This is a genomic window from Hydrogenophaga sp. (assembly GCF_026125825.1).
Taxonomy (GTDB): domain Bacteria; phylum Pseudomonadota; class Gammaproteobacteria; order Burkholderiales; family Burkholderiaceae_C; genus Hydrogenophaga.
Genome location: NZ_JAHCKK010000008.1, coordinates 58,676 through 79,921, shown reverse-complemented (window position 1 = coordinate 79,921; position 21,246 = coordinate 58,676). Strand labels below are relative to the sequence as shown.

Annotated in this window: 21 protein-coding genes; 10 read left to right on the top strand and 11 right to left on the bottom strand. The window is 67.4% G+C overall.

Annotation, left to right across the window (positions count from 1 at the left end):
* Positions 1 to 7 precede the first annotated feature (7 nt).
* The 3 genes from KIT86_RS05405 (at position 8) to KIT86_RS05395 (ending at position 4,701) form a co-directional block, all read left to right on the top strand.
* Positions 8 to 1,288 carry a glutamate-5-semialdehyde dehydrogenase gene (locus KIT86_RS05405; protein ID WP_297395733.1) on the top strand — a complete coding sequence of 427 codons (1,281 nt, stop codon included), beginning with the start codon at positions 8 to 10 and terminating at the stop codon, positions 1,286 to 1,288.
* A 118-nt stretch (positions 1,289 to 1,406) separates the two neighbouring features.
* Positions 1,407 to 2,699, top strand: a complete 1,293-nt coding sequence (gene gshA / locus KIT86_RS05400) for a glutamate--cysteine ligase (RefSeq protein WP_291113779.1) — start codon at positions 1,407 to 1,409, stop codon at positions 2,697 to 2,699.
* A 133-nt stretch (positions 2,700 to 2,832) separates the two neighbouring features.
* Positions 2,833 to 4,701 carry a potassium transporter Kup gene (locus KIT86_RS05395; protein ID WP_297395727.1) on the top strand — a complete coding sequence of 623 codons (1,869 nt, stop codon included), beginning with the start codon at positions 2,833 to 2,835 and terminating at the stop codon, positions 4,699 to 4,701.
* A 3-nt stretch (positions 4,702 to 4,704) separates the two neighbouring features.
* Here the strand turns inward: KIT86_RS05395 and KIT86_RS05390 are convergent, their stop codons facing one another.
* Positions 4,705 to 6,621: a hypothetical protein gene (locus tag KIT86_RS05390; RefSeq protein WP_297395724.1), complete on the bottom strand. Its 1,917-nt coding sequence runs from the start codon at positions 6,619 to 6,621 to the stop codon at positions 4,705 to 4,707.
* 223 nt (positions 6,622 to 6,844) lie between these two features.
* Between KIT86_RS05390 and KIT86_RS05385 the strand changes: the two genes are divergently transcribed.
* The 3 genes from KIT86_RS05385 to KIT86_RS05375 are packed head-to-tail and all read left to right on the top strand — an operon-like array spanning position 6,845 to position 9,276.
* On the top strand, positions 6,845 to 8,047 hold the full coding sequence (locus tag KIT86_RS05385) for a benzoate/H(+) symporter BenE family transporter (protein WP_297395723.1): 1,203 nt from the start codon (positions 6,845 to 6,847) through the stop codon (positions 8,045 to 8,047).
* A 12-nt stretch (positions 8,048 to 8,059) separates the two neighbouring features.
* Positions 8,060 to 9,007, top strand: coding sequence for a glutathione synthase (gene gshB, locus KIT86_RS05380; RefSeq protein WP_297395720.1), 948 nt, complete (start codon positions 8,060 to 8,062; stop codon positions 9,005 to 9,007).
* Entirely contained in the window at positions 9,004 to 9,276 is a 273-nt protein-coding gene (locus KIT86_RS05375; protein WP_297395717.1) for a VF530 family protein, read from the top strand. The genes gshB and KIT86_RS05375 overlap by 4 nt, the downstream gene beginning before the upstream one ends.
* Positions 9,277 to 9,303: 27 nt before the next feature.
* On the opposite strand, the gene KIT86_RS05370 is transcribed toward KIT86_RS05375, so the two are convergent.
* Positions 9,304 to 9,924: a glutathione S-transferase N-terminal domain-containing protein gene (locus KIT86_RS05370; RefSeq protein WP_297395714.1), complete on the bottom strand. Its 621-nt coding sequence runs from the start codon at positions 9,922 to 9,924 to the stop codon at positions 9,304 to 9,306.
* Positions 9,925 to 9,935: 11 nt separating this feature from the next.
* On the bottom strand, positions 9,936 to 10,346 hold the full coding sequence (gene gloA / locus KIT86_RS05365) for a lactoylglutathione lyase (RefSeq protein WP_297395712.1): 411 nt from the start codon (positions 10,344 to 10,346) through the stop codon (positions 9,936 to 9,938).
* A 171-nt stretch (positions 10,347 to 10,517) separates the two neighbouring features.
* On the opposite strand from gloA, the gene KIT86_RS05360 reads away from it, so the two are divergent.
* Together KIT86_RS05360 and KIT86_RS05355 are read left to right on the top strand one after the other, a co-directional pair.
* Positions 10,518 to 11,645 carry an epoxide hydrolase family protein gene (locus KIT86_RS05360; protein WP_297395709.1) on the top strand — a complete coding sequence of 376 codons (1,128 nt, stop codon included), beginning with the start codon at positions 10,518 to 10,520 and terminating at the stop codon, positions 11,643 to 11,645.
* A gap of 78 nt (positions 11,646 to 11,723) precedes the next feature.
* Positions 11,724 to 12,263 carry a MarR family transcriptional regulator gene (locus KIT86_RS05355; protein WP_297395706.1) on the top strand — a complete coding sequence of 180 codons (540 nt, stop codon included), beginning with the start codon at positions 11,724 to 11,726 and terminating at the stop codon, positions 12,261 to 12,263.
* Between the two features lie 4 nt (positions 12,264 to 12,267).
* Here KIT86_RS05355 and KIT86_RS05350 read toward each other — a convergent pair whose 3' ends face one another.
* The 4 genes from KIT86_RS05350 to KIT86_RS05335 form a co-directional block, all read right to left on the bottom strand.
* Entirely contained in the window at positions 12,268 to 13,005 is a 738-nt protein-coding gene (locus tag KIT86_RS05350; RefSeq protein ID WP_297395703.1) for a dienelactone hydrolase family protein, read from the bottom strand.
* Positions 13,002 to 14,093, bottom strand: coding sequence for an aromatic ring-hydroxylating dioxygenase subunit alpha (locus KIT86_RS05345; protein ID WP_297395700.1), 1,092 nt, complete (start codon positions 14,091 to 14,093; stop codon positions 13,002 to 13,004). Before KIT86_RS05345 ends, KIT86_RS05350 begins: the two co-directional genes overlap by 4 nt.
* A gap of 33 nt (positions 14,094 to 14,126) precedes the next feature.
* Positions 14,127 to 15,176, bottom strand: coding sequence for a TRAP transporter substrate-binding protein (locus tag KIT86_RS05340; RefSeq protein WP_297395698.1), 1,050 nt, complete (start codon positions 15,174 to 15,176; stop codon positions 14,127 to 14,129).
* Positions 15,177 to 15,356: 180 nt separating this feature from the next.
* On the bottom strand, positions 15,357 to 16,583 hold the full coding sequence (locus KIT86_RS05335; protein WP_297395695.1) for an FAD-dependent monooxygenase: 1,227 nt from the start codon (positions 16,581 to 16,583) through the stop codon (positions 15,357 to 15,359).
* A 103-nt stretch (positions 16,584 to 16,686) separates the two neighbouring features.
* Here KIT86_RS05335 and KIT86_RS05330 point away from each other — a divergent pair, with 103 nt between their 5' ends.
* Positions 16,687 to 17,616, top strand: a complete 930-nt coding sequence (locus tag KIT86_RS05330; RefSeq protein ID WP_297395692.1) for a LysR family transcriptional regulator — start codon at positions 16,687 to 16,689, stop codon at positions 17,614 to 17,616.
* 10 nt (positions 17,617 to 17,626) lie between these two features.
* Positions 17,627 to 18,388 (top strand): alpha/beta fold hydrolase, encoded by a 762-nt coding sequence (locus tag KIT86_RS05325; protein ID WP_297395690.1) that lies wholly within the window; start codon positions 17,627 to 17,629, stop codon positions 18,386 to 18,388.
* 8 nt (positions 18,389 to 18,396) lie between these two features.
* Here KIT86_RS05325 and KIT86_RS05320 read toward each other — a convergent pair whose 3' ends face one another.
* From KIT86_RS05320 to KIT86_RS05305, 4 genes are read right to left on the bottom strand one after another with little or no spacing between them, the layout of a single operon-like run.
* Positions 18,397 to 18,798 carry a Na+/H+ antiporter subunit G gene (locus KIT86_RS05320; protein ID WP_297395688.1) on the bottom strand — a complete coding sequence of 134 codons (402 nt, stop codon included), beginning with the start codon at positions 18,796 to 18,798 and terminating at the stop codon, positions 18,397 to 18,399.
* Entirely contained in the window at positions 18,795 to 19,073 is a 279-nt protein-coding gene (locus KIT86_RS05315) for a K+/H+ antiporter subunit F (protein ID WP_297395686.1), read from the bottom strand. The genes KIT86_RS05320 and KIT86_RS05315 overlap by 4 nt, the downstream gene beginning before the upstream one ends.
* Positions 19,070 to 19,561, bottom strand: coding sequence for a Na+/H+ antiporter subunit E (locus KIT86_RS05310; protein ID WP_297395684.1), 492 nt, complete (start codon positions 19,559 to 19,561; stop codon positions 19,070 to 19,072). The genes KIT86_RS05315 and KIT86_RS05310 overlap by 4 nt, the downstream gene beginning before the upstream one ends.
* Positions 19,558 to 21,228 (bottom strand): monovalent cation/H+ antiporter subunit D, encoded by a 1,671-nt coding sequence (locus KIT86_RS05305; RefSeq protein ID WP_297395682.1) that lies wholly within the window; start codon positions 21,226 to 21,228, stop codon positions 19,558 to 19,560. Before KIT86_RS05305 ends, KIT86_RS05310 begins: the two co-directional genes overlap by 4 nt.
* Positions 21,229 to 21,246 lie beyond the last annotated feature (18 nt).

The window sequence follows — 21,246 nt, the reverse complement described above, 5'->3', positions numbered from 1 at the left end:
CGCCCGGATGAACGCGACCAACACCACCGAACTCATGAACACCCTGGGGCTGCAGGCCAAGGCGGCCTCGGCGCTCATGGCCAAGGCCAGCGCGGCCACCAAGATCGCGGCTTTGCGCGGCCTGGCCGCGCTGCTGCGGGCCAACGTGGACGCGCTGCAGGTGGAGAACGCGAAGGACCTGGAGCGCGCCCGCGCCAACGGCCTGAGCGAGCCCATGGTGGACCGGCTCAAGCTCACGCCCAAGGTCATCGAGACCTGTGCCCAGGGCTGCGAGCAGCTCGCGGCCATGCCCGACATCATTGGCGACATCAGCGGCATGAAGCAGATGCCCAGCGGCATCCGCGTGGGCCAGATGCGCGTGCCCATCGGTGTGTTCGGCATGGTCTACGAGAGCCGGCCCAACGTGACGATCGAGGCGGCCTCGCTGTCCATCAAGAGCGGCAACGCCGCCATCCTGCGCGGCGGCTCGGAGGCCATCGAATCCAACCGCGCGCTGGCCGCCCTGGTGCAGCGCGCGCTGACCGACGCGGGCCTGCCGGCCGATGCGGTGCAACTGGTGCCGACGACGGACCGCGCCGCCGTGGGCCAGCTCATCACCATGCCGCAGTACGTGGACGTGATCATCCCGCGCGGTGGCAAGGGGCTGATCGAGCGCATCAGCGCCGAGGCCAAGGTGCCGGTCATCAAGCACCTGGACGGCAACTGCCACACCTACGTGGACGACCCCTGCGACATCGCGCTGGCGGTGAAGGTGACGGACAACGCCAAGACGCAGAAGTACAGCCCCTGCAACGCCACGGAAAGCCTGCTGGTGGCGCGCGGCGTGGCGGCCGCGTTCCTGCCGAAGATCGGCGCCATCTTCGCGGCCAAGGGCGTGGAAATGCGCGCCTGTGCCGAGAGCCGGGCGATCCTGGCGGCGGTGCCGGGCGCGAACCTGAAGGAGGCGACCGAGGCCGACTGGTCGGAGGAATACCTCGCGCCGGTCATCAGCATCAAGCTGGTGGCGGGCGTGGACGAGGCCATCGCCCACATCAACCGCTACAGCAGCCACCACACGGACGCCATCATCACCACCGACCACGTGCACGCGCAACGCTTCCTGCGGGAAGTGGACTCGGCCAGCGTCATGGTGAATGCGAGCACCCGCTTCGCGGATGGATTCGAGTTCGGCCTGGGGGCTGAAATCGGCATTTCCACCGACAAGTTCCACGCCCGCGGCCCGGTGGGGGTGGAGGGCCTGACCTCGCTCAAGTACGTGGTGCTCGGCGAAGGCGAAGTGCGCGGCTGAGACCGGCGGCACACCGGCGCAGCCTGGGCGGCAGCTGGCGCCGGCAACGGCTTGAAATCGGGGTCATGCGCCCCCATTACACTGGTTGCCTCCCCCAGCCGCCAATACCCCTGCCCCTATGGTCCCGCACCTCGTCACCGCCCTGACCGGCCCCATCAACGAGCTCGAGCAGCGCATCCTCGAGTCCACCCCGGTGATCGAGCGCTGGTTCCGGCTCGAGTGGATGGAGCACACGCCGCCGTTCTACACCTCGGTGGACGTGCGCAACGCGGGCTTCAAGCTGGCGCCGGTGGACACCAACCTGTATCCCGGTGGCTGGAACCACCTCACGCCGGAGATGCTGCCGCTGGCGGTGCAGGCCGCGATGGCGGCGATCGAGAAGATCTGCCCCGAGGCCAAAAACCTGCTGCTGGTGCCCGAGAGCACCACCGACATCTTCTACCTGAGCAATCTGGCGCAGCTGCAGCGCATTTTCTACATGGCCGGGCTCAACGTGCGCCTGGGCTCCCTCTCCAACGACATCAAGGCGCCCACGACGATCGAGCTGCCCGGCGGCGACAAGGTGGTGCTGGAGCCGCTGCTGCGCAGCAAGCGCCGCCTGGGCCTGAAGAATTTCGATCCCTGCACCATCCTGCTCAACAACGACCTGAGCGCGGGGGTGCCCGGGATTCTGGAAGACCTGCACGAGCAGTACCTGCTGCCGCCGCTGCATGGCGGCTGGGGCACGCGGCGCAAGAGCCACCACTTCAAGGCGTATGAGGAGGTGTCCAAGCGCTTTGGCAAGCTGCTGGGCATGGACCACTGGCTCATCAACCCGATGTTCAACCAGTGCGGGCAGGTGGATTTCAACGAGGACGCCGGGCTGGAATGCCTGCGCAGCAACACCGATGCGCTGCTGGGCAAGATCCGCCGCAAGTACAAGGAATACGGGATCAACGAAAAGCCGTTCGTGGTGGTCAAGGCCGACAACGGCACGGGCGGCATGGGCATCCTGACGGTGCGCGACGCCAAGGACATCGACAACCTCTCGGCCAAGACCAAGGCCCGCATGGCCGTGGGCCAGGCCGGCCAGGAGGTGCACGAGGTCATCATCCAGGAAGGCGTGCTGACCAACGAGCGCATCAACAGCGCAGTGGCCGAGCCGGTGGTCTACATGATGGACCGCTACGTGGTGGGGGGCTTCTACCGCGTCCACGCCGACCGGGGCGTGGACGAGAACCTCAACGCGCCGGGTTCCAGCTATGTGCCGCTGGCCTTCGAGCAGAGCGCGCAGCTGCCGCAGCCCGGTCAGAAGCCCGGCGCGAGCGTGCCCAACCGGTTCTACATGTACGGCGTGATCGGCCGCCTGGCCATGCTGGCGGCGAGCTACGAGCTGGAAGCCACCGACCCGGATGCCGAGGTCTACGAGTGAGTTGCTGCGGCGCAACATTTCTCCGGGGCGCCGCCGTTTAGAGCGCTGAGCCGGCAGACAAGGCCCGGCCGGCGGGCGCACAATCGCGTTCCCTCGACAACCGAACCCCGTGTCCAAAGGCCGGGGTTGTTTTGTGTCCGCTTCCAAATCGTCCCTGGCTGCGCTCACCCTCGGCGCCATTGGTGTGGTGTATGGCGATATCGGCACCAGCGTGCTGTACGCCGTCAAGGAGGTCTTCGGCTCCGGCCACGTGCCTTTCACCCACGCGAACGTCTACGGCATCCTGTCCATCCTGTTCTGGACGCTGACCGTCATCGTCTCCCTGAAGTACGTGGTGCTGGTGCTTCGCGCCGACAACAACGGCGAAGGCGGCCTGATCGCGATGCTGGCGCTGGCCTCGATGGCGGTGAAGGAGCGGCCGGCCCTGCGCCAGACGCTGCTGGCCATCGGCATCTTCGGCACCGCGCTGTTCTATGGGGACGGGGTCATCACACCGGCGATCTCGGTGCTCTCGGCGGTGGAGGGGCTGGAGGTGATCTCGCCGCACTTCAAGCACTACGTGGTGCCGATCACCCTGCTGGTGCTGTTCGTGCTGTTTGCGGTGCAGAAGCGCGGTACGAGCGGCATCGGCCGCTTTTTCGGCCCGATCACCCTGGCGTGGTTCCTCACCATCGCCGCGCTCGGCGTGTCGAAGATCGTGGGCCACCCCGAGATTCTGGGCGCGCTCAACCCCTTGCATGCGCTGCGCTTCATGTGGGGCCAGCCCGGCACGGCCTTCATCATCCTGGGCGCGGTGGTGCTGTGCGTGACCGGTGCCGAGGCGCTCTACGCCGACCTCGGCCACTTCGGCAAGCGGCCGATCCGCCTGGCCTGGTTCTCGGTTGTCATGCCTTGCCTCACGCTGAACTATTTCGGGCAGGGCGCGCTGCTGCTGGAAGACCCGTCGGCGGTGAAGAACCCGTTCTTCAACATGGCTCCCGAGTGGCTGTTGCTGCCGCTGGTGATCATGGCCACGATGGCCACGGTCATTGCTTCTCAGGCCCTGATCACCGGGGCTTTCAGCGTGACCAAGCAGGCGATCCAGCTCGGGTACCTGCCGCGCCTGAAGGTGCAGCACACCAGCGTGAAGCACACCGGCCAGATCTACATGCCGTTCGTGAACTGGAGCCTGTTCACCGCCATTGTGCTGGCGGTGGTGATGTTCAAGTCGTCGTCCAACCTCGCGGCGGCCTACGGCATCGCGGTCACGCTGGACATGCTCATCACCACGGTGCTCACGTTCTTCGTGATCCGCTACAGCTGGAAGTACCCGCTGTGGCTGTGCGCGCTGGCCACCGGTTTCTTCTTCGTGGTGGACCTCGCTTTCTTCAGCTCCAACCTGCTCAAGCTGTTCGCGGGCGGCTGGTTCCCGCTGCTGATCGGCGGCGCGGTGTTCACGCTGATGATGACCTGGAAGCGTGGCCGCTCGCTCATGACCGCGGCGCAGCATGCGGAGTCGATCGAGCTGGGCGGTTTCCTGGACGCGCTTTTCATCGCTCCGCCGGTGCGCGTGGAGGGCACGGCGGTGTTCCTCACGGCCGACATCGGCACCGTGCCCAACGCCATGCTGCACAACCTCAAGCACAACAAGGTGCTGCACCAGCAGAACCTCTTCGTGACCGTGCGCAGCCAGGAGGTGCCTTGGATCGGGCTGAACAAGCGGCTGGAGATCGAGCCGCTGGGGCATGACTGCTGGCAGGTGGTGGTGAACTACGGCTTCAAGAACGACCTGGACCTGCCGGAGGCGCTGTCGGCCATGCGCGGGCGCGGCTGCGACATGGGCCCCATGACCACCAGCTACTTCCTCTCGCGCGATGTCGTGGTGCCCACCATCGGCAGCGGCATGGCGCCCTGGCGCGAGAAGCTGTTCGCCCAGATGCACCACAACGCGAGCGCGGCGGCAGAGTTCCTCAACCTGCCGAGCAACGCGGTGATCGAGCTCGGCTCCAAAGTCGAGATTTGAGCGTCAGCCCTTGCCGCGGCCGACGTCGGTTGTCAGGGCCTTCATGGACGCCTGGTTGTCCGAGAGGATCTTGTCCAGCTGCTTCATTCGCTTGGTCTGCTGGGCCTCGGCCTGCGCGGTGTCCTCGGGCTTGTTGCGCGGCACATGGGGCGGGTAAGTGCCGGAGGCGTTGTCGGGCGAGAGGGACCAGTGGTACGCCAGGGCCAGGAAGGAGCCTTCGTCGGCAATGACTCCCTCGTCGCGTGTGTACCGGTAGCCCCGGTCGTCCATGATGTCCGCGATATTGGGTACCGTGCAAGGCATGAGGCCGGCCTCAAGCAGAAGTTTGGCCACCTCGCTCAACCTCAGCTCGCTGACCGGTTCGCGCAGGGTCGGCAGGTCTGTGCAGCCGCCGGCCTGCAGGCAGCGAAGGGTGTAGGTCGCGCAGTTGTTGGTCCATGCCCCGGCGCTGGAGGGGTTGTGCTCGCCGGGCGGAAGCATCAGGGGTTCGTGCGGGAAGCGCCGGCCGGGCACGAGCGGGGTGTGCGTCTGGCCGTGCAGGAACGCGCCCTTTTTCTCCAGCAGGTGCTGGTCGGGGTCGGTGCCGTAGATCAACGCCTTGGCGTTCACGAAGCTCTCGTGCGCGGTGCGGTCGTTGAAGTCGCGCAGGGCGGTGTGGTTGGTGAGGTGGGTGAACTGCACCATGGGTGGGCCGGAGCGGTTGTAGGAGTTCCGGATCGGCAGCGTGCTCGGCATGTCCTTTTGCTCGCCCAGCACCCGCTTGTGAAGGGATAAGGTGTCGTAGGTGTTGGACGGCACCCCGACATGGCTGGGCATCAGGTTGCTCAAGTTGGTGTTTCGGGACACCTGGATGGACTCGTGGTGGCAGACCGATACCTGGCCATCCGGGGCAAACGCCATCATGGACACGTGGGTGACGTTGCCCGGGTAGGTGTTCTGGTGGTAGCAGATGGCCGCCACGGCCTCGTTCGGCTGGCACGCCCGCAGCCGCTGGCCGAGCCCGCCGAAGAAGCTGGTCCCCCAGGCCTCGTCGCGCTCGAACACCTCGCCGAAGATCAGGCCCTTGGCCGAGAGCTCGTCGCACATCGTGTCAAAGACCTCGCGGGACAGCCCGGACGCTTCCAGGAACTTGCCGTACAGCGGCTTAAGCGACAGGGGCTGGGGGGTGGGCCCGCTCGTGCCCGGCACAAACCGCATGGTGCCCTGCTCGTCCGCGCGAAAGTGCGCCGTGGCCAGCGCTTGGACGTTCTGGGTAAAGCGGCAATCGGCCAGAGCGGCGGCGAAATGCATCACGGCCTCGGGCGTGGCCTGCAGTCGGGCCCATGCCAACAGGACCGCCTTGAGGAAGTCGACGCAGTTGGGGGCGTGCCGGGGCGCCTGGCCAAGGGTCAGGAAGGCCCGCAGGTCTTCGGCGGTGAGCGACTCAGGCTTGATGGGCTTGTCGCCTTGCAGGGAGTACACGTCGAACGACCCGTCCTGCGCGACCCGCGCCAGCGCCTCGAGGTGCTGCGGCGTCAGTTCCCCGAGGTCATCGGTCCGGGGCCTGTCATTGAACGCCTGGGGGGCCCACCGGTCCAGCGCGGGCCAAGTGGTGTTGAGGTATTCGAAGGGCTTGCCCTCGTATTCGGATTGAATGTCGTCGCTGCGAATCTCCGGCAATTTGCGGTTCGGCTGATGGCCGAGTTGCTTCGGCGTGTCGCCGTCGGGGAGGGGGCCGATCAAGGGCATTAACCCGTCGCCTTCTTTGGCGCTCAGTTGCAAGGCGATGTGGCCGGGCTTCAGGTAGCCAGTCTGGCTGAGGCCTGTGGCGACATGCAGGACCTTGACAAAAGGTTTGGAATGGGTGTTGATGAATGCGCCGCCGATAGAGGGGCGGCCGACGGCGAAGAGGTGCTTGAGGCTGGAGTTGAGGGAGTTCACGGCGCTTGTGCGGTTGGGGTTGGGGTTGGCGTTGGGGGATCAGGCGCAGGCCGGCTCGGCCCACCATGGGGTAGTGCAAGGCTTGTCGATTCGGTTCGGTCGGCTCCATGGCGCTGTGTGGCCTTGGTGTGGCGGTTGGTTCCAGCGGCGCCCGCTGCCTTGCGTTCTGGGGCAATTGGGGGTGGCGCCCGCGGGGCGGCCCGTCGAACGGCACAATCGCCCGATGCCTTCTCCCGCGCGCCCCTCTTTCTTTCGAGATGTGAACCTCTCGGCGGCCACCGCCGGCTTCGTGGCCGTGCTGGTGGGCTTCACCAGTTCGGTGGCCATCGTTTTCCAGGCCGCGCAGGCCTTTGGCGCCACGCCCGCGCAGATCACCTCGTGGATGTGGGCGCTGGGCCTGGGCATGGGCCTGTGTTCTGCCATTCCCTCGCTGGTGCTGCGCCAGCCGGTCATGATCGCCTGGAGCACGCCGGGCGCGGCGGTGCTGGCCACGGCCGGGCTGGCCGGCGGTTTCACCATGGCCGATGCCGTGGGGGCCTTTCTCATCAGCGCCGCGCTCATCGTGCTGGTGGGCGCCACCGGCTGGTTCGAGCGCGTGATGAACAGGATTCCCATGGCGATCGCCTCGGCCCTGCTGGCCGGTGTGCTGGCGCGCTTTGGCCTGCAGGCCTTCGCCGCCGCGCAGACGGCGCTGCCGCTGGTGGTGCTGATGCTGCTGGCCTATCTGGTGGGGCGGCGCCTGCTGCCGCGCTATGCCGTGCCGCTCACGCTGGCGGTGGCCATTGCCTACGTGGTGGCGCGGGGCCAGTTCAACGGCGCGGCGGTGAGTTTCGAGCTCGCCATGCCGGTGTTCACCCTGCCTGCCTTCAGCCTGGCCGCGTTCACCAGCCTGGCGCTGCCACTCTTCGTCGTCACCATGGCTTCGCAAAACCTGCCGGGCGTGGCCGCGATCCGTGCGGCGGGGTACGACATGCCGATCTCGAGGATCATCACACTCAGCGGCGCGGCCACACTGGTGCTCGCGCCCTTCGGTGCCTTTGCGTTGAACCTCAGCGCCATCACCGCCGCCATCTGCATGGGCCCCGAAGCCCACGCCGACCCGAAGAAGCGCTACACCGCCGCCGTGGTGTGCGGTGGCATCTATGTGCTGATCGGGCTTTTTGGCGCGGCCATCACCGGCCTGCTGATCGCGTTCCCGCGCGAGCTGGTCATGGCCATCGCCGGCATCGCGCTGCTGGGCAGCATCGGCGGTGGCCTGCATGCCGCCCTCAAGGACGATGCGCACCGCGAGGCCGCGCTCATCACCTTCCTCGTCACGCTCAGCGGCGTGGTCATCGGCGGTATCGGCTCGGCCTTCTGGGGCGTGGTGGCCGGCGCCATCGCGCTGCTTGTGCAACAGTACGGACTCATCTCGAAAAAGCCCTGAACGAACCACGCCATGAAAAAAATCCTCGTCGTCGCCGATCCGCTCGAAGCCTTCAAGATTTACAAGGACACCACCTTCGCCATGATGCGCGAGCTGCAGCGGCGTGGCCACACGCTGGCGGCCTGCGAGCCCGAGCACCTGCAGTGGCAAAGCGGCCAGCCGGTGACGGCGCAGGTGCGCCACGTCTCGCTCACCGGCGACGCCGAGGCCTGGTTCACCACCACGCGCGAGGGCCGCGAGCCGCTGCACAGCTTTGACGCGGTGCTCATGCGCAAAGACCCCCCTTTCGACAGCGAGTTCTTCTACGCCACGCACCTGCTGGAGCAGGCCGAGCGCGAAGGCGCTCGCGTGTTCAACAGCCCGCGCGCGCTGCGCGATCACCCGGAAAAGCTGGCGCTGATGGAGTTCGCGCAGTTCGCGCCGGCCACGCTGGTGACGCGCCGGCCCGAGGCCATCCGCGCCTTTCACAACGAGCACAAGGACATCATCCTCAAGCCGCTCGACGGCATGGGCGGCATGGGCATCTTCCGGGTCGGTCCCGATGGCATGAACCTGGGCTCCATCATCGAGACGCTGAACCAAGGCGGCGCCACCAGCGTGATGGTGCAGCGCTACCTGCCCGACATCGTGCTGGGCGACAAGCGCCTGCTGCTGATCGGTGGCAAGGTCGCGCCCTTCGTGCTCGCGCGCATCCCGCAGGGCAGCGAGGTGCGCGGCAACCTCGCGGCCGGCGGCAAGGGCGTGGCCCAGCCGCTGAGCGACACCGATCGCGCCGTGGCCGAGGCCATCGCCCCCACGCTGGCCGCGCGCGGCCTGCTGCTGGTGGGGCTGGACATGATCGGCGACAAGGTGACCGAGATCAACGTCACCAGCCCCACCTGCTTCCAGGAGATCCAGCAGCAGACCGGCTTTGACGTGCCCGCGATGTTCGTCGACGCGCTGGAGGCAGCGCTCGCATGACGGCCGATGCACCGGGCCCGGGCGCCCCGGTACCGCAGCAACAGCCGCGCAACCCGCTGCACGGCCTCACGCTGGAGGCGATCCTCACCGCGCTGGTGGACCACTACGGCTGGGACGGCCTGGGCGAGCGCATCCCGGTGCGCTGCTTCAACATCGATCCGAGCATTCCGTCCAGCCTGCGCTTCCTGCGCAAGACGCCATGGGCGCGCGAGAAGGTGGAGGGGCTCTACCTCTTCATGCTGCGCGAGGAGCGGCGCGCGGGGCGCTGAAGGGCATCGGCGGGTTGCCGATGCGCCTCACCCGCCGGCCATGACCTTGCGCACCGCCGCGCGCTCGCCCACGGCCTTGAGCCAGCGATCGGTCGCCGGCGTCTCGCCCAGCGCGCCGTTCGACAAGTCCTTCACCCGCCGCAACCAGCCCGCCGTGGAGCAGAACGCCGGGATGTCGGCGATGGAGTAGGCGCCTGCGAGGAACTCCACTTCGCTCAGGCGTTTTTCCTGCACCTTGAACATGCGCACGCAGTCGCTGGTGAAGCGCTCGATCGCCGAGGGCAGCTTCTCGGGCGCGTCCACGAAGTGGTGCAGCTGCGGCAACGCGCCACCCAGGCTGCTGGTGCCCCAGATCAGCCACGCCATGGTGTTGGCGCGCTCGGCCGGCTCTTCGGGCAGCAGGCGCCCGGACGACTCGGCCAGGTAGAGCAGGATCGCGGCGGTCTCGAACACCGCCACCGGCCCGGCGGGCGTGTGGTCCACGATGGCCGGTATCTTGTTGTTGGGCGAGATCTTCAGGAAGGAGGGCGCGAACTGTTCGCCCTTCGTGATGTCCACGGAGCGAACGGTGTAGTCGGCGCCGGCCTCCTCCAGCATGATCTGGGCTTTGCGGCTGTTGGGCCCCGGGTAGGTGTAGAAGTCGATCATGGCGGCGTCCTTCAGGCCGCCACGGTCTTGGCGTCGATCAGTTCGATCTTGTAGCCGTCCGGGTCCTGCAGGAACGCGAGGTGCAATGTGTCGTTCTTCATCGGGCCGGCCTCGCGGATGATCTTCGCGCCCTGTGACTTGAGGCCCTCGCAGACCGCGTAGATGTCTTCCACCGCGATGGCGATGTGGCCATAGCCGTTGCCGATCTCGTAGTCGGTGGGCTGGTCCCAGTTGTGGGTGAGTTCGATCACGGCGTGGTTGATTTCCGGGCCGTAGCCCACGAAGGCCAGCGAGAAGCGTCCTTCAGGGTAGTCCTTGCGGCGCAGCAGCTTCATGCCCAGCAGGCGCGTGTAGAAGTCCAGGGATTTGTCGAGATCGCGCACACGGATCATGGTGTGCATCACGCGGTGGGGAGTGGTCATGGTGGTCTCCAGGCAGGGTTCGTGTTGAATCGGTGATTGCTTTTGAGTTGCAGTATCAACTCAAAGACTATCGGCCAACGGTTGCAATGTCAACAGTATTTCGACTGACTTGTTATTTGTGGTTGCTATGTCAACAATGGAATCTTTCTTGTGTCCGAAAGAGGAGATTCCATGACGCCATCCGAACGGTTCCAGATCGAAGTGCCTCAGGCCACGCTCGACCGCATCGCGCAGCGCCTGGCCGACTTTCCGTGGCCGCAGCTGCCCCAGGGCGAGCCCTGGAAACTGGGCATGGACGAGGCCGGCCTGCGCACGCTGGTGGATCACTGGCTGCACCGCTTCGACATGGCGGGCCAGCTCCGGCGCCTGAACGGGCAGCCGCAGTACCGCGCCCAGGCCGCTGGCCTGGGCCTGCATTTCGTGCACCACCGCAGCGGGGGCGCTTCGGCCCTGCCGCTCGTGCTGATGCACGGCTGGCCGAGCAGCTACCTGGAGTACTTGGATGCGGCTGCCTCGCTGGCCCAGGGGCGCGATGTGGTGGTGGTCTCCCTGCCCAACTGCGGCTTCTCCGACAAGTCCACCACCTTGCTGGGGCCGCGCGCCATGGCGCACGCGGTGCATGCCCTCATGACCGAGGTGCTGGGCTACCCGCGCTATGTGGCGCACGGGTCGGACTGGGGGGCCATCCTCGCCAGCTGGCTGGGCAATGATTTCCCCGGACCGGTTGCGGGCATCCACATGAGCATGATCAGTCCCCGCTTTGTGGCTGGCGCGGTGCAGGGCCCCGAGGAACAGCAATGGCTGGCGGGATTCCGTGAGCGCTTTGAGGACGATGGCGCTTACTTCCGCCAGCAGACCTCGCGGCCGCACACGCTGGCCTTCCTGCTCGCCGACAGCCCGGTGGGATTGCTGGCCTGGCAGGCCGAGAAGTTCATGGCCTGGTCCGACCCGGCGCTGGGCAGCCCGGGCGAGAAGATCGGTCAACCCGAGTGGCAGGACCGCCTGGTGCTCAACACCTTGTTGCAGCTGGTCAGCGGCACGGCCGCGTCGTCCACGCTGATCTACCGCGGGCTGGCCGTGGAGGGCGCACCGGGCTTTCCGGCCGGCGGACGCGTGAGTGTGCCGGTCGCCGTGGCCGCGATGCGCGACCCCGCGTTCCCCGCGCCGCCTCGCTCGCTGGTGGAGCGCGTGTACCGCGTCGAGCGCTGGACCGAATACGCGCACGGCGGCCACTTTCCCGGGTACGAGGCGCCCGATCTGCTGTGCGCCGATCTCGCCGCCTTTGCCCAGTCGCTGTAGCGCGCCCGGGCAGCGGGCCCTGCGTGGGGGGAAGGTACAGTACGGCCTTGGTTCAATCACGCGGAAAGTGGATTCACGATGGCGACTCGGCGCGGCAACACGGTGGTGCGACAAGGGCGCAAGGTGCTCAACCTCTCCGGTTACGTCACCTTCTATTTCACGGTGCTCGCCAACAAGCTCTCCAGCGGGGCTTCGCGGCTGTACCTCAAGCGTTACGACATCGGCATCATCGAATGGCGTGTGATGGCCATGCTGGCGGTCGAGCCCCGCATTTCGCCCGTGCGAATCTGCCAGATCATCGGTCTGGACAAAGGCGCTGTCAGCCGCGAGATGCGCAAGCTCGAGGCCAAGGGCTACCTCACGGTGGAGGAAGACCCCGAAAGCACCCGCCGGCGCACGCTGGAGCTCACGCCCCAGGGCTACACCATCCACGACGAGATCATCCGCACCGCGCTGGAGCGCGAGCGCCGCCTGCTCAAGGGCCTGTCGGCCGAGGAGGTGGAAACGCTGCTGGGGTTGCTGGTGCGCACCACCGCCAACATTCCTTACGTGAACGAATACGATCCACCGCTGGACAGCCCCAGCCCGGCCGCTTCGCGCAAGAAGAAGACCGCCTGAGGGCCTACGCGAGCAGGTGCCTGGCAAAGAGCGCATGCAGGCGGCTCCAGTGCCGCTCGGCGGCGATGGCGTCGTAGATGCCGGTGCGCAGGGGGAACACGAAGCCATGCTGCGTGCCCTCATACCACTCCACCTGGTGCGGTGCGCCGCTTTGCCTGAGCCCGTCCTCCAGCTGGGCAATCACCTCGGGGGCCGCCCATTTGTCGTTCGTGGCGCAGCCCACGTAGACCTCGCACCGCAACTTGCTTGCCAGCCGATGGGGTGAGTCGGCCTCGTCGGTGACGAGCTTGGCGCCATGGATGGCCGCGATGCAGGCCAGTGAGTCCGCAAAGGCCGCGGCGGCGGCGATGACGAATGGGCCGCTCATGCAGTAGCCGACAGCGCCCACGCGCGTGGCGATGGCGTCGGCCTGCGACGGCAGCCAGTCGAGCACCGCACCGGTGTCGCGGGTGACCCCGGCGTTCGTGAGGTGGCCCATCATGTCAAACAGCCGGGCCATCCCCTCGGGCGAACTGTCGGTGGCGAAGTGGGGCGTTCGGCGGTAGTAGAGGTTGGGCGCCACCACGAAGTACCCGGCCGAGGCCAGGCGCCGCACCATCTCGTAGAGCTCCTCGCGCAGCCCGAACGCGTCCATGTAGAACAGCACGGTCGGGAACGGCCCACCGACACCCGGGCGGGCCGTGAAGGTGTTCATGCGGCCCTCGGGCGTGGCGACCTCGAACCAGCGATCGAGAACCCTCACCGCGTCACCGCGATGGGAATCTCGTGGCGCGTGGGCGCACTGACGGGGGCGGACTGGGTCTGTTCCTCGTCGTACATGCGCTTGATGATGCGGCGCAGCTGCACGCGCGTGGCGTCGGAGACGATGTCCACCAGGTGCTTCTCGCCGCGCTCATGGATGCGCGCCTGCTGGCCTTCACAGAAGATCTTGTCTTCCATGAACGCCTCGGCGATGTGGTCGAACAGCAGCTCGGTGGCTTGCGGGTCGTCCTGCTTGTAGCCATTGGCCGGCGTGAAGAAGTAGAAGCAGGTGTCGTCGGTCTCGGGTGTGAGGCCGTGAAAGATGCGCAGCGAAAAGCCGCCGTCGCGGTGGCCGTGCTCGCGCGCGCCGGTACCGGTCTTCACCGCGCCGCTCCATTGCAGGATGTTGCTGGGGGCGGAGAACGCGAACTCCTGCCAGCGGTCCACGTTGCTGCCGCCGAAATCCACCGCCTTGGTGTAGGTGGGGGGCGGCACGGAGTTGATCATCCAGCGCACGTACTTCAGGCTCTTTTCGTCGCGCGTCACGTCCATCTCGGCCTTGACGTGCGTCATCGGGTTGCCGCCAATGGTGGTCTTGTGCACGTAGCCCAGGTGGGTGAGGTCCATCAGGTTGTCCACCATCAGCATGTAGCCTGCCTTGATGTGATAGAAGCCGTGCTTGTGGGGCCAGTTCTGGTGGTCGTCGTTGTACGGGTAGTCGACGATCTGGCGCTCGTCGGCCAGGGCCGGGTCGCCCATCCAGATCCAGATGAACTCGTTTTTTTCCACCACGGGGTAGGCGCGCACCTTGGCCTTTTCGGGGATGCGGTCCTGTCCCGGGATGTGCACGCACTTGCCGGAGCAGTCGTGCACCACGCCGTGGTAGCCGCACTCGATGCCCTCTTCGACCACCGTGCCCAGCGACAGCGGCGCGCCGCGGTGGCAGCACATGTCGGCGAGCGCGGCGATCTTGCCCGATTGCTTGTCGCGGAAGAAGACGATGGCCTCGTTGCAGATGCGGCGGGGGAAGGGTTTGTCGGTCACATCTTCCGCCCATGCGGCGATGTACCAGGTGTTGAGGACGAACATGGCTTTCTCCTGTCTCGTGGGGGGCGGGGGGCGTCAGGCGCCGCTCTTGGAATGCTTGGCGATGAGGCTCTTGGCGGAGGCCAGCAGCCTGGGGCCGTCGTAGCCGCGCTTGGTCATGTCGGCGGCCCATGCCTCTTCGACGTGCGAGGACTGCTTGATGAACTCCTGCGTCTCGGCCGCTCCGATGGTGATGATGGTGTTGCCGCGGTCCTTGGCGGCCTTCAGGCCGATGGCATCGCTGTCCTGCGTGATCTTGCCGAACAGCGCCGAGGTCTCGATGCCGGAGTTCGCGTCGATCACCTGCTTGAGGTCGGGCGGCAGGCTGTCGTATTTGGCGCGGTTCATCGCCATCACGAAGGTGCCGGTGTACAGCGCCGGGCTGGTGGCCGGGAACTCGCTGTGGAACTTGGTCAGCTCGTGCACCTTGACCGAGGGCACCACGTCCCACGGCATGGCCAGGCCGGTGATGACGCCCTTGGAGAGGGCGTCGGGCGTGGCCGGCAGGGGCAGGGGCACTGGCGTGGCACCGAGCGAGGCCAGCATGCTCGTCACCGGGCGGCTGGGCGCGCGCACCTTCATGCCCTTGAGGTCGGCCGGGGACCGGATCTGCTTGTCGGCCGTGTGGAACACACCCCGGCCATGCACGTGCAGGGCGAGCACCTTGGTGTCCTTGAATTCGTCGGGTGCGTTGGTCTGGATGTACTCCCAGTAAGCCCGCGACGTGGCCTTGGCCTCGGTCATCATGAAAGGCATCTCGAACACCTCGCCGCGCGGGAAGCGGCCGGCCGAGTAGCCCGGCAGTGTCCAGATGATGTCGGCCACGCCGTCGCGGGCCTGGTCGTAGAGCTGCGGCGGCGTGCCGCCCAGCTGCATGGCCGGGTACACCTCAAACTTGATCCGGCCGTTGGAATCCTTCTCCACCTTCTCCATCCAGGGTTTGAGCATCAGGGTCCAGACGTTGGACGTGGGCGCCATGAAGGTGTGGAACTTGAGCGTGACCACCTGCTGGGCATGGGAGAGGAAAGCAGGGGCGCCCAAGGCCATGGCGGTGCCGGTCTTGAGCAGGGTGCGTCGTTGAATCATGTCGGTCTCCTGGGGTGGATGAAACGGTGTCGTCGAACCGGTCGCACCGCATTCGCTTCTCTGAGAAATGTCGGTGCTAGATGGTTGCAATAGCAACTCAATTCGGACAATGCCAGTATTGAGTTGATGTTGCAACATGTCGGAACCTCGCTTGACGCGATGCCGGTGCGGTGCTATTTGTCATGCCGCTTCGGGAACGGATTGCGCTCCCACGTCGACCGACAGCGCGTCGTACTCGAACAGCCAGTCGTATCGGGCGCGCACTTTGTCGGCCGCCCATTCGGTTTCGATGTAGGTCTGCGCCCCCTCGGCCGATGCCAGGGCCGGGTTGTGGAAGCGCCGGGTGTTCTCGGCCGACTTGAGCACGATGGCCGACGTGCGCGCGTGGCGCAGCCGCTCGTAACGGCGCAGCGCGGTGGCCGGATCGTCGGGGCAACCATCGAGGCAGCGCGCGAGGACCACGCCGTCTTCGATGGCCATCATGGCGCCCTGGGCCAGGAAGGGCAGTGTCGGGTGGCAGGCATCGCCCAGGAGCGTCACGCGCCCGCGCCCCCATTGGGCCAGCGGCGTGCGCCCCATCAGCGCCCATTTGAAAGGGGTGCCGAGGCGCTCCACCAGGGTCAGCACGTCGCCGTGCCAGCCCTGGAAGTCGGCGCGGCATTCGTCGACCGTGCCTTGTTCGGTCCACGACTCCTTCTGCCAGGTGGTGCGCTCGACGATGCCGACGAAGTTCATCAGCTCGCCATTGCGCAGCGGGTAGGTGATGACGTGCGCGCCCGGGCCGACCCAGTTGGTGCCGACAGGGCGGCGCAGGTGCTCCGGCAGGGTGGCCGCAGGGATCACGCCGCGCCAGGCCATGCAGCCGGTGTAGCGCGGGTCGTCGTCGCCATGCAGCACCTGCCGCACGCGGGAATGCACGCCGTCGGCGCCGATCAGGGCATCGGCGCGGCGCACCGAACCGTCTTCCAGTCGAAGCTCCACGCCGTCGCCGTCCTGCGTGAGTTCAAGGAGCCGCGCGCCCAGGTGCAGGGCTTCGGGCCGGATCGCCCGGATGGCGCGCACCAGCACGGCGTGCAGGTCGGCGCGGTGCATCATCAGGTAGGGTGAGCCGTAGCGCTGCACGGACTCTGCGCCCAGGTCGAACAGGCGCCATGTGTTGCCTGTGCTCCAGTGGCGGATCTCCTTGGCGCTGGGCTGGCTGGCGCTGCGCAGCACGTCCTGCTGCAGCCCGAGCGCAAAAAGGCAGCGCGTGCCATTGGCGCTGAGCTGGATGCCCGCGCCCACCTCGCCAAACACGCTGGCCTGCTCGTAGACCTCCACCTGGAAGCCGCGTTGCAGCAGGGCCAGCGCGGCGGTGAGTCCGCCGATGCCGGCGCCGGAGATGGCGATGCGGGTTTTTCGGTCCATGGGGCGGCGTCTTTCTTGGTAAGGTTGCAACATCAACTGAATTGCATCACCATGCGCTCCGTGTGTGAAGTTTGTTTGTGAAATGGATTGATAGGCATCTCTTATGAATGTGAGTACCCGTCAATTGCAGGCCTTCGTGGCGGTGGCGCAGCTGCTGAACGTGACGCGCGCGGCCGAGCGGATCCATCTCTCCCAGGCGGGGCTGAGTCTGCTGCTGCGCGAGATGGAGTCGCAGCTGGGCGTGCGGTTGTTCGACCGCACCACGCGCTCGGTGACGCTCACCGAGGGTGGCCGCCAGCTGGTGCCGGTGGCCGAGCGGATGCTGCGCGAGTGGGCCGAGGTCTCCGACCGGTTGCACAGGCTTTCGGTTGACGTGGCGCGCTCGCTCTCCGTGGCCGCCACGCCGCTGGTGTGCTCCAGTGTGATGCCGGTGGTGCTCCAGGCGCTCAAGCGCACGCACCCGGACATCGAGGTGGTGGTGCGCGACGTGGAGCGGAGCCAGATCGAGGCCATGGTGCTCTCGGGTGAGGTCGACATGGCGCTGGGCATCCTGTTCAAGGCCGGCTCGGGCATCCGGCGCCAGCGGCTGCTGTCGCTGCCGCTGGTGTGCGTGAGCCCGCGCGAGTGGCCCACCGGGGCGGGCAGGTCCCGCCGCCTGCCGCGTGGCCGCGTGAGCTGGGCCGACCTGGCCGAGCTGCCGCTCATCGGCCTGCCGGTGGCCAACCCGATCCAGCAGCTGATCGACCAGCGGCTGCGCGACATGGGTCGCGCCGGCGAGGCCCGCACCACGTTCAACAACTTGCACAGCGTGGTGGCCATGGTGGAGGCCGGATATGGCGCGGCGGTGATGCCGGCCTTCGTGCAGGGCGCCTGCAGCCGCTACGCGGTGAACGTGGCCGTGATGACAGGCCCAGAGGTCCCGCTTGATTTCTTTTCCATCACCCGCCAGGGCACGCAGGCCGGTGATGCGGCCCGCGCATTCCTCTCGGCGTTCACCGCCCAGCTTCGTGAATACCCCCAACTCGACACCTGAGGAGATCCTTTTGAGCCAGAGCCCCATCCTGCACAGCGAACGCACCGAAGGCACCGGCCTGCCGCTGATGCTGGTGCACCCCATCGGCGCTTCGCTGCGGTTCTGGGACGCATTGCGGCCCCACCTGGACATGCCGCTGCTGTGCGCCGACCTGCGCGGCCATGGCGGCAGCGCGGCGCCCGGGGGCGACTACCGCATCGACGAGCTGGCCGACGACCTCCTTGCGCTGGCCGACGCGCTGGGCGTGGCGCGCTTCGATGTGTGCGGCGTGTCCCTCGGCGGCATGGCTGCCCTGGCGCTGGCCGAGCGCGCCGGGGACCGCGTGCATCGCGTGGCGGTGAGTTCCACCGCACCGCGCGTGGCGCCGCCGCCCACGGGCTGGGACGCCAGGCGCGATGCCGCCCTGCGCGACGGCATGGCGCCGTTGGCCGGCCCGATGGTGGAGCGCATGTTCAGCGCCGGGTTTCGGGCGACGGGCGATCCGGTCATCGGCACGCTCAGAACCGTGTTCGAGACCATGGACCCTGTGGGCTACGCGGGCGCGGTGGCGGTGCTGCGCGACGCGGACCTGGGCGAGCGCCTGGCCCGGGTGCATGCGCCCACGCTGGTGATGGCGGGTCAGCAGGACCCGCTGTGCCCCTTGGAGGCGCAGCAGGCCCTGGCTCGGGCGCTGCCGCAAGGGCGGATGGTGGCGCTGGATTGCGGCCACTTCCCGCCGGTGGAGCGGCCGGGCGAATTCGCGCGCCTGCTCAGGGCGCACCTCAAGGGCTGAGCGCCCGATCAGCCCCTGGTGCGTGCCTCGTCGCTTTCGGCCGGCCGGGGGACGACGTGGCTGAGCGAGGGCGGAATCTCGCCCTCGCCGGGGTTGCCGATGCGGCGGCGGAACAGCTCGGTGCGCGCCAGCAGGATGGTGGTGACCGGCACCGTGAGCGAGAGGAAGATGATGATCAGCCAGGCGTGCAGCGAGAGCCGCTCGTCCTGGGCCGAGAAATAGACGATGCTGGCCAGCGTCACGCACCAGGCCGAGAAGCTGAACGCCAGCGCGGGCGGGTGCATGCGCTGGAAGAAGGTCTTGAAGCGCACCACGCCGATGGCGGCGGTGAGCGTGAAGATGCCGCTGAGGATCAGCAGCAGCGCCACCGGGATTTCGGCCCAGAGCGAGACACCGGCGGGCATCATCATTCGATCACCTCGCCGCGCAGCAGGAACTTGGCCATGGCGGCCGAACTCACGAAGCCGAAGACGGCGATCAGCAGCGCGGCCTCGAAGTACATGGCGCTGCGGTAGCGGATCGCCAGCACCATGAGCACCAGCATGCCGATGGTGTAGATCAGGTCCATGGCAAGCACGCGGTCCTGTGCGGTGGGGCCGCGGTACAGGCGCAGCAGGCCCAGCGCCATGGCGAGCACATAGCAGGCCAGCGTGAAGACGATGGCACCGAAGAGGAAGGGACTCATTCAAAGATCTCCATCAGGGGACGCTCGTAGCGCTGCTTGATCAGCGCGATCTCGTGCGCCGCGTCCTTGAGGTCGAAGATGTGCACCAGCAGCGCACTGCGGTCCAGCGCGATCTCGGACCAGATGGTGCCCGGGATCACGCACATGATGGCGGCCAGCACCGCCAGGCCGTTGGGGTCGCGCAGGTCCAGCGGCACGGTGATGAAGCCGCCCTGGGGCATGCGCTCGCCGCGGCCCAGCGTGCCGCGCAGCACGCGCCAGTTCCACTCGATCACGTCCACGCCCACGCGCAGGAACAGCTTGAAGGCCACCCAGGGGTGTCTGAAGCGCACGGGCGTGGGGCGCAGCGATTGCGTGAGCAGCGGCACCGCGAAGCCCAGCACCAGGGCCATGAGCCAGTGGCCCAGGCTGTAGGGGTTGTTGAGCACCAGCCACAGCGCAACCAGCGCCAGCGACAGCAGAGGGGCGGGAAACAGGCGCCGCATCATGGCTGCTTCTCCGGCACGGGCACGCCCAGGCGCTCGGCGTTGGTGGCGGTGGGCAGCGGCCTGGCCGAGAACACGGCGTCGATGTAGCCGCGCGGGTGGTAGAGCGAGCTGGCCGTGGCAGCGGCGTAGCGCATCACCGCCTCGCCGCGCACCGTGAACAGCACGCACAGGCCGATCAGCACGGCGATGGGCACGTACTCGGCCACACGCAGCATGTGCCCGCCACGCTCCATCGGCGCCCAGAAGAAGCGAATGCCGGTGCGCGAGAGCGCCACCAGCGCGAACAGGCCGGAGGTGATGACCAGCACCATCAGCGTCCAGCTGGCCGCGCTCACGGCCGGGGTGCCGCTTTGCAGCGGGAGCAGCGCCGAGAGCATGGCGAACTTGCCGATGAAGCCCGAGAGCGGCGGCAATCCGGCCACGAGCACCGTGCAGCAGATGAAGGCCAGGCCGAGCAGCGCGGTGGTCGCGGGAATCGCGCGACCGATCAGCACCTCCTCGTCCTCGTCGAGGTTGGCGGTCCGGGCGATCTCCAGGTCGGCCAGGGCGAACGGCAGGTGGTCCTCTTCATCTTCCGGCGCGCGCTGGCTCGCCGGGTCGGTGCGCGAGCGGTCCATCAGTTCGGCCAGCAGGAAGAAGGCCGCGACCGCCAGGGTGGAGCTGGGCAGGTAATACAGCGCGCTGGCGGTGAGTTCGGGCCGCGCGAAGCCCAGCACCGCGAGCAAGGTCCCGGAGGACACGATCACCGAGAAGCCCGCCAGCCGCGCGGGCCGTTGCGAGGCCAGCATGCCGATGGCGCCAAAGGCCAGCGTGGCCATGCCGCCCCAGGCCAGCCACTCGCTGCCAAAGCCCGCCGAATGGCCGGCCTCGGGCGAGAAGAGCAGGGTCGAGAGCCGCAGCAAGACGTAGATGCCCACCTTGGTGAGCAGCGCGAACATCGCCGCCGAGGGGGCGCTGGCGCTGGAGTAGGCGGGCACCAGCCAGAAGTTGAGCGGCCACATCGCGGCCTTGGCGAGGAAGGCCACCGCCAGGATGGCGCAGGCGGCGTGCAGCAGCGCGCGGTCGGCCGAGGCCACGTCGGGAATGCGCGCGGCCAGGTCGGCCATGTTGAGCGTGCCGGTGACGCCGTAGATCATCGAGGCGCCCACCAGGAACAGCGAGGAGGCGGCCAGGTTGATCGAGATGTACTGCAAGCCGGCCTTCACGCGCGAAGGCCCCGAACCGTGCAGCAGCAGGCCGTAGGACGCGGCCAGCATGACCTCGAAGAACACGAAGAGGTTGAAGAGGTCGCCCGTGAGGAAGGCGCCGTTCAGGCCCATGATCTGGATCTGGAACAGCGGATGGAAATGCGCTCCGGCCTTGTGCCAGCGCGCCAGCGCGAAGAGCAGCGCCATCAGGGCCACCATCGCCGCCAGCAGCAGCATGAGGCCCGAGAGGCGGTCGAGCACGAGCACGATGCCGTAGGGCACGTCCCAGTTGCCCGGCAGGTAGACGCCGAACGCGCTGGGCCCCTCGCCCTGCTTGCTCCAGACCAGCAGCGCCACGGCCACCGCCAGGTTGATGACCGTGGCGCTCAGGCTGATGGTGGCCTTGGTGCGGTGCTGGCGATCGCGCAGGAACAGCAGCACGCAGGCCGTGACCAGGGGCAGCAGAATGGGCGCGATCATCAAATGCGGCATGAGCGC

What these genes read in the sequence shown, in the direction of transcription:
- KIT86_RS05405 (WP_297395733.1), top strand. Translation starts at nt 8, where the DNA reads ATGAACGCGACCAACACCACCGAACTCATGAACACCCTGGGGCTGCAG.
- gshA (WP_291113779.1), top strand. Translation starts at nt 1,407, where the DNA reads ATGGTCCCGCACCTCGTCACCGCCCTGACCGGCCCCATCAACGAGCTC.
- KIT86_RS05385 (WP_297395723.1), top strand. Translation starts at nt 6,845, where the DNA reads ATGCCTTCTCCCGCGCGCCCCTCTTTCTTTCGAGATGTGAACCTCTCG.
- gshB (WP_297395720.1), top strand. Translation starts at nt 8,060, where the DNA reads ATGAAAAAAATCCTCGTCGTCGCCGATCCGCTCGAAGCCTTCAAGATT.
- KIT86_RS05375 (WP_297395717.1), top strand. Translation starts at nt 9,004, where the DNA reads ATGACGGCCGATGCACCGGGCCCGGGCGCCCCGGTACCGCAGCAACAG.
- KIT86_RS05370 (WP_297395714.1), bottom strand. Translation starts at nt 9,924, where the DNA reads ATGATCGACTTCTACACCTACCCGGGGCCCAACAGCCGCAAAGCCCAG.
- gloA (WP_297395712.1), bottom strand. Translation starts at nt 10,346, where the DNA reads ATGACCACTCCCCACCGCGTGATGCACACCATGATCCGTGTGCGCGAT.
- KIT86_RS05360 (WP_297395709.1), top strand. Translation starts at nt 10,518, where the DNA reads ATGACGCCATCCGAACGGTTCCAGATCGAAGTGCCTCAGGCCACGCTC.
- KIT86_RS05355 (WP_297395706.1), top strand. Translation starts at nt 11,724, where the DNA reads ATGGCGACTCGGCGCGGCAACACGGTGGTGCGACAAGGGCGCAAGGTG.
- KIT86_RS05345 (WP_297395700.1), bottom strand. Translation starts at nt 14,093, where the DNA reads ATGTTCGTCCTCAACACCTGGTACATCGCCGCATGGGCGGAAGATGTG.
- KIT86_RS05340 (WP_297395698.1), bottom strand. Translation starts at nt 15,176, where the DNA reads ATGATTCAACGACGCACCCTGCTCAAGACCGGCACCGCCATGGCCTTG.
- KIT86_RS05335 (WP_297395695.1), bottom strand. Translation starts at nt 16,583, where the DNA reads ATGGACCGAAAAACCCGCATCGCCATCTCCGGCGCCGGCATCGGCGGA.
- KIT86_RS05330 (WP_297395692.1), top strand. Translation starts at nt 16,687, where the DNA reads ATGAATGTGAGTACCCGTCAATTGCAGGCCTTCGTGGCGGTGGCGCAG.
- KIT86_RS05320 (WP_297395688.1), bottom strand. Translation starts at nt 18,798, where the DNA reads ATGATGATGCCCGCCGGTGTCTCGCTCTGGGCCGAAATCCCGGTGGCG.
- KIT86_RS05315 (WP_297395686.1), bottom strand. Translation starts at nt 19,073, where the DNA reads ATGAGTCCCTTCCTCTTCGGTGCCATCGTCTTCACGCTGGCCTGCTAT.
- KIT86_RS05310 (WP_297395684.1), bottom strand. Translation starts at nt 19,561, where the DNA reads ATGATGCGGCGCCTGTTTCCCGCCCCTCTGCTGTCGCTGGCGCTGGTT.
- KIT86_RS05305 (WP_297395682.1), bottom strand. Translation starts at nt 21,228, where the DNA reads ATGATCGCGCCCATTCTGCTGCCCCTGGTCACGGCCTGCGTGCTGCTG.